Annotated in this window: 8 protein-coding genes; all 8 read left to right on the top strand. The window is 38.2% G+C overall.

Translation table 11 applies throughout. The features are described from left to right. Positions 1–188: transposase (locus ACYVQ1_RS10095; RefSeq protein ID WP_461258416.1), on the top strand; the 188-nt coding region annotated here is incomplete at its 5' end. 230 nt (positions 189–418) lie between these two features. Then, positions 419–694, top strand: coding sequence for an RNA-binding S4 domain-containing protein (locus tag ACYVQ1_RS10090; RefSeq protein ID WP_002883975.1), 276 nt, complete (start codon positions 419–421; stop codon positions 692–694). Next, positions 678–1,049 (top strand): FtsB family cell division protein, encoded by a 372-nt coding sequence (locus ACYVQ1_RS10085; protein ID WP_002886276.1) that lies wholly within the window; start codon positions 678–680, stop codon positions 1,047–1,049. Before ACYVQ1_RS10090 ends, ACYVQ1_RS10085 begins: the two co-directional genes overlap by 17 nt. Then, positions 1,049–1,180, top strand: a complete 132-nt coding sequence (locus ACYVQ1_RS10080) for an SP_0009 family protein (RefSeq protein WP_002883955.1) — start codon at positions 1,049–1,051, stop codon at positions 1,178–1,180. Before ACYVQ1_RS10085 ends, ACYVQ1_RS10080 begins: the two co-directional genes overlap by 1 nt. Beyond that, positions 1,177–2,469 carry a serine hydrolase gene (locus tag ACYVQ1_RS10075; RefSeq protein WP_461250097.1) on the top strand — a complete coding sequence of 431 codons (1,293 nt, stop codon included), beginning with the start codon at positions 1,177–1,179 and terminating at the stop codon, positions 2,467–2,469. The genes ACYVQ1_RS10080 and ACYVQ1_RS10075 overlap by 4 nt, the downstream gene beginning before the upstream one ends. Beyond that, a complete protein-coding gene (gene tilS / locus ACYVQ1_RS10070) occupies positions 2,469–3,734 on the top strand; it encodes a tRNA lysidine(34) synthetase TilS (RefSeq protein ID WP_461250096.1) in 1,266 nt (421 codons plus the stop codon). The genes ACYVQ1_RS10075 and tilS overlap by 1 nt, the downstream gene beginning before the upstream one ends. A gap of 81 nt (positions 3,735–3,815) precedes the next feature. Continuing rightward, the gene (hpt, locus tag ACYVQ1_RS10065; RefSeq protein WP_461250095.1) at positions 3,816–4,358 is read left to right on the top strand and encodes a hypoxanthine phosphoribosyltransferase; all 543 of its coding nucleotides are present in this window, start codon (positions 3,816–3,818) and stop codon (positions 4,356–4,358) included. A 19-nt stretch (positions 4,359–4,377) separates the two neighbouring features. Next, complete coding sequence (ftsH, locus tag ACYVQ1_RS10060) at positions 4,378–6,357, top strand: ATP-dependent zinc metalloprotease FtsH (protein WP_461250094.1); 1,980 nt, start codon at positions 4,378–4,380, stop codon at positions 6,355–6,357. The last annotated feature ends 290 nt before the right edge of the window (positions 6,358–6,647 follow it).

The raw sequence follows: 6,647 nt of genomic DNA, 5'->3' as shown, positions 1-6,647 counted from the left end.
AACACGCCAATTTAAAATATAAATTTGGTAACAGACATTTTTGGGCAGAAGGTTATTATGTAAGTACGGTAGGACTTAATGAAGCCACAATTAAGAAATATATTCAGGAACAAGAGAAGCATGATATGGCTTTGGACAAATTAAGCGTAAAAGAATATGAAAATCCCTTCAGGGATAATGGTAAGTAATGCGAATGCCTCTTTGAGAGGCTTGTGACGAGTCAAAAGCAATAAGGCTTGAACAAAGTGAAAGCCAGCGTCTTTAGGCGCTGGCTGGTATTATGGGCTTATAGCCCTTGATCAAACCACCCGTTAGACGGGTGGTTATGATTTTTTGTATTGAAAAGGCTTTAGTCCCCTATTTTCTAAAAAAAATGCTATCATAGAAGAGATATCCTAACGAAAAGGAAACAGTAACATTGAGATTAGACAAATATTTAAAAGTATCACGAATTATCAAACGCCGTCCAGTTGCTAAAGAAGTGGCTGATAAAGGGCGTATAAAAGTAAATGGTGTACTCGCTAAGTCATCTACAGATTTAAAAATTGGTGACCAAGTGGAAGTTCGTTTTGGAAATAAACTCTTGACTGTCCGTGTTCTAGAAATGAAAGATAGTACGAAAAAAGAAGATGCGGCAAAAATGTACGAGATTATAAGTGAAACAAGGATTGAAGCAGATGAGCAAGAAGCCTAATATTGTACAGCTTACGAATGATTACATTGATAATGCCAATCAAGAGCAACGATTAGAGCGTGCCGAACATGAGCAAAGGAATCGCTTTATGGGGTGGATTCTCTTTGTGGTTGTTTTACTCTTCATCTTGCCAACCTACAATCTGGTTGAGACCTATATGAATATCAAGCAGCAAGAGAAGGAAGTCTTGTCGCTTCAGAAAGACTATGATAAATTGTCAGATCAGACAAAGGAACGAAAGGATTTGGCTAAGAAACTTAAGGATGATGCTTTCGCCGAGAAATATGCGCGTGCTAAGTACTATTATTCACGTGAAGGAGAGTCTATCTATCCTGTACCAAGCTTATTACCCTAATGAAAGATTTACTTAAAACTGTAGAAACTTTTTTAACCTATTCAGAAGCCAAGTTAGAGGAACTATCAGAAAAAAATCAGCAACTTAAAACGGAATTACCGAGGAAAGAGGAGGTGAAGAAACAAGCATGAAAAAGCTTTTAATAGCTGCAACTGTTGTGCTTGTATCTTCTAGCCCTCTAGTCCTACTTCCTATGGAGAAGGAGTTAGCTCTGACCCCAAAACAGGTTCAAAAATTGACTCAAAATACTACAGCTAGCTTGAGTCAATTTAAACAGATTCCTAAAAATCCAAGAACGATAACAAATATCCTAACTTATAAGAACAAGGAATTAACCGAATTTAAAACCAGTATCCAAGCGGATACCAAACTATCGATTTCTGCTATTTTTTGGAACGCAAAAGGTGAACCTGTTTTCCAACTTCAAGATGGTGATTATGTAGCCGCTAGTCAGAAATCAATTGTGGATGATAGTATCTATAATCAAAAACCAGTAGATATGACCTTCTGGACTAAAGATGGTTTAACGGTATACAAAGAACCTTACGTGTTAGGAACCGAAAAAGCTGACTCTAAACTCGCTAGTTTCAAACCTATTAAGGTTAGCCAAGCAGCTCAGACGCATGCAGGGACCTACTATTTGGTAGACGGAGAGGGGTGGATTAACGCTTCTGATTTATCAACGACTGATAATCGCATCGAGTCTGTTCAAAAAGTCCTTAATGAGAAGTATAACAATCAAGAGCGCATTTCAGTTTATGTTAAACAGCTTGATACGAACCGAGTAGCTGCTATCAATGACGAAAAAAGCATGTATGCAGCTAGCGTAGCCAAGCTAGGAGTACTCTATTATGCACAGGAACGTCTGTCTCAAAAGAAATTAGCATTATCAGATGAGTATCAATATACCTCTGCTGTGAATGGTTTTCCAGGTGCCTATGATCCAGATGGTTCTGGAAAGATTAGTAAGATGCCTGATGATAAGAATTATAGCTTGGAAAATCTGTTAAAGGCTGTAGCCCAAAACTCAGATAATGTAGCGACAAATATATTAGGTTATTATGTAGCCAATCAGTATGATAAAGCCTTCCAAAAATCAGTAGATAAAGCCGCAGCGACCTCGTGGAATATGGATAAAAAGGAGCTGACTGCTAGAGCCGCAGGTACTTTGATGGAGGCTGTTTATAGACAAAATGGAGATATTATCAATTATCTTTCAAGCACGGACTATGATGGCGAACGTATTTCCAAAAACATTGATGTCCCTGTTGCACATAAAATAGGGGATGCCTACGACTTTAAACATGATGTCGCTATTGTTTATGCAGATTCTCCCTTTATTTTATCGATTTTTACGGATAAAGAAGGCTATGACAAAATCACCTCAATTGCAGATGATGTTTATGGAATTTTAAAATAATGACACAAAAATTGTTGCAAAGGATGCAAGCAAAAGGTTATTTTAACCAGCACAAGAAAATTTTAGTAGCAGTATCAGGTGGAGCAGACTCTATGAGTTTGCTGCACTTTTTGTATAACCATCAAAAAGATTTGGATATTCAGTTGGGGATTGCTCACGTTAATCATAAACAACGACAAGAGTCGGAGCATGAAGAAGCGTATTTACGTCATTGGGCAGAGGAACACAAGGTCCCTTTTCACTATAGTGCATTCTCAGGAAAGTTTTCAGAAAATGCTGCTCGCACCTTTCGCTATGAGTTTTTTAAGCAGCTCATGAAAGATTATGATTACTCTGCTCTTGTAACAGCCCATCATGCAGATGATCAGGCAGAGACAATTTTTATGAGACTGTTGAGAGGAAGTCGTTTAAGACACCTGACAGGAATTTCAGCTATCAGACCGTTTGGCACTGGTCAGCTTATTCGTCCCTTTTTGCATCTTACGAAAGCTCAGCTTCCCGTAACTTTCCATTTTGAGGATAGGAGTAATACGTCACTAGCCTACCTTCGGAATCGCATCAGACTGTCCTATCTTCCTACTTTATCTCAGGAAAATCCTAAAATTAAGGAGCACCTTTGTCTTTTAGCCGAGGAGATTGGTCTTATGGAGCAAGCTCTAGGGGAGTTAACAAAGGATATTAGTATCACTGATTTATCTGTTTTTCAGCAACAGTCAGATGCTGTCCAGCTCTTTCTTCTTCAGAATTATTTAGACTCCTTTCCTGATTTAAAGCTTTCTAAAGGCCAATTTAATCAATTGATAAGTTACCTAAGGAAAAACGCTTCAGGAAAGATGCCCCTAAAAAATGGTTACGAACTAGTAAAAACACAGACATATTTCTTGATAAGGAAAGAAGAGTCTATCTCTCTATCTTCTCCTTGTCTCTTAGAATTTGGAAAATCTGTTGAGTTTGAGGATTATACCTTGACTTTTTCAGAATTCAATGACGTTTCTAACACAGATGCTATTAGCATTTGGTCAGATGCCCCAATAGTGATTCGTCATAGAAAAGAAGGCGATAAGATTGACCTTGGTAGTCACCATAAAAAATTAAGACGACTGTTTATAGACAATAAGATTTTAGAGAAGGATCGTCAAAAAGCCATTGTAGGAGAACAAGATGGTCATATTATTTTTCTTTATGTTGCTGGGCGTCTCTATTTGAAAAAAAGACCTGAAAATGCTATACTTTATGGCACTGTAGTCATTTATAAGAATTTCTAATCAAATACCATGTTCAAATAACGATGATTGAAGTAAAAGTGGTATAATAACAGAATATTGACTTCGAGAAAGGGAACCCAAATGTTAGAAAAAGACATTAAAAAAGTCCTCTTTTCCCAAGAGGATATCGTAGTTAAAACTAAAGAACTAGGACAACAACTGACAGAGGATTATGCGGGGAAAAATCCTCTTCTAGTCTGTGTTTTGAAAGGTGCTGTTCCATTTATGGCAGAACTTATCAAACATATTGATACCCATATTGAGATGGACTTTATGGTCGTTTCAAGTTATGGTGGCGGAACTGTCAGCAGTGGTGAAGTAAAGATTCTTAAAGATGTTGACACTAATGTTGAAGGACGAGACATCATCTTTATTGAAGATATCATTGATACAGGTCGTACGCTCCTTTATCTTCGAGATATGTTCAAGTACCGTAAAGCCAATTCAGTCAAAATCGCAACTCTTTTTGATAAACCAGAGGGTCGTGTTGTTGATATTGAGGCAGATTACGTATGTTATGATGTCCCTAATGAATTTATCGTTGGTTTCGGACTAGACTATGATGAAAAATACCGTAACCTCCCTTATGTCGGTGTCCTAAAAGAAGAAATTTATACAAAATAAGTAAAGGTCTAATTAATTTATGAATAATAAAAATAATAATGGCTTCTTACGGAATGCTTTTCTCTACATCATAGTTATTATTGCGGTTGTAACTGGAGTACAATACTTTGCAGGAGGAAGCCAAAGCCCAAGTCAACAATTGTCTTACACACAGTTGCTTAAGAAAATTGAAGATGGTAAGGTAAAATCTATCACTTATCAGCCAGACGGTAGTATCATTGAAGTTAAAGGTAGCTACAAAAAGGCTGAGAAGGTTGATACTGACCTTAGTCTACCATTTTTAGGTGGTGCATCATCAGAGACACGTAGCTTTACGTCAACTGTGCTTCAGAATGAAACAACCATGCAGGCATTGCAATCAGCATCAGAAGCAGCTGATGTTAATGTTAAAATGATACGTGAAAGTTCAAGTGGTGCTTGGATTTCATATCTTTTTAGTTACATACCTTTGATTGGGATTGCCATTTTCTTCCTTTTCATGATGAATCAAGGTGGTAACCGTGGAGCTATGAACTTTGGCCGCAATCGTGCTAAGACACAATCAAAAGAGAATATTAAAGTTCGCTTTACAGATGTGGCTGGTGCTGAAGAAGAAAAAGAAGAACTGGTAGAAGTTGTAGATTTCCTCAAAAATCCACGTAAATATAAGGCACTGGGTGCACGTATCCCTAAAGGTGTCCTCCTTGAAGGTCCTCCAGGGACAGGTAAAACTCTTCTTGCTAAAGCTGTAGCTGGTGAAGCAGATGTTCCTTTCTTTAGTATCTCAGGTTCTGACTTTGTAGAGATGTTTGTCGGTGTCGGAGCAAGTCGTGTTCGTAGTCTTTTTGAAGACGCTAAAAAGGCTGAACGTGCTATTATCTTTATTGATGAAATCGATGCGGTTGGGCGTCGTCGTGGTACTGGAATGGGCGGTGGTAACGACGAACGCGAACAAACCCTTAACCAACTGTTGATTGAAATGGATGGTTTTGATGGAAATGAGAATATCATTGTCATTGCTGCAACCAACCGTAGTGATGTTCTTGACCCAGCCCTCCTACGTCCAGGACGTTTTGACCGTAAAGTTCTTGTCGGTCGCCCAGATGTAAAAGGCCGAGAAGCTATCTTGAAAGTTCATGCCAAAAATAAACCATTGGCTGAAGATGTTGACCTTAAGGTTGTGGCTCAACAAACTCCAGGTTTTGTCGGAGCCGACTTAGAGAATGTCTTGAATGAGGCAGCTCTAGTTGCAGCACGACGTAGTAAGACTAGAATTGATGCTAGTGATATCGATGAAGCAGAGGATCGTGTTATTGCCGGACCATCTAAGAAAGACCGCCAAGTTTCAGAACATGAACGTAAAGTTGTGGCTTACCATGAAGCAGGTCATACAATTGTTGGTTTAACACTTTCTAGCGCTCGTGATGTTCACAAGGTTACTATTGTTCCACGAGGTCGAGCAGGTGGTTATATGATTTCTCTACCAAAAGAGGATCAGATGTTGTCATCTAAAGATGAACTAAAAGAACAATTGGCAGGCCTTATGGGTGGACGCGTTGCAGAAGAAATTATTTTCAACGTTCAAACCTCAGGTGCTTCAAATGACTTTGAGCAAGCAACACAGCTGGCACGTGCAATGGTTACTGAATATGGTATGAGCGAAAAACTTGGACCAGTCCAATATGAGGGTAATCATGCGATGAATCCAGGACAATTTACGACAGATAAGTCTTACTCAGCTCATACAGCTCAACTTATTGACGAAGAAATTCGATCACTTTTAGTTGAGGCACACGATAAAGCGGCTGAAATTATCAATGCAAACCGAGAAACACATGCTCTCATTGCAGAAGCTTTGCTTAAGTATGAAACACTTGATGCTGCACAAATCAAGTCAATTTATGAGACTGGTAAGATGCCGGTGGATTCTCTTGGAGATTCAGAAGAAGATAACCATGCCCTATCTTACGATGAAGTCAAAGAAAGAATTGAAAATAAAAATAAAAATGAAGAAGAGTAAGGAGTTCTACTCTTCTTTTTTTTAAGTAAAATCGAGAGAAGAAATACCATTAAAAATCATTATAAAAAAAGAAAATTAAAATCACTGCAAATTATTGACAAGATAAGTCAGAGATGATATTATAAATAAGCTGCTTCGGAAGGGGCGGCGAACACGAGAAGTGAAAAAACTTCAAAAAAAGTGTTGACAAGCTATTCTAGATTTGCTAGAATATAGGAGTTGTCTTAAGAGAGACAAAGACCTTTGAGAACTGAATAAGAAACCAAGTGCAGGGTTATGATAGAAGAAAT

Source organism: Streptococcus parasalivarius (genome assembly GCF_054785155.1).
The sequence above is the reverse complement of the archived record's forward strand: the minus strand, read 5'-3'. Positions and strand labels throughout refer to the sequence as shown.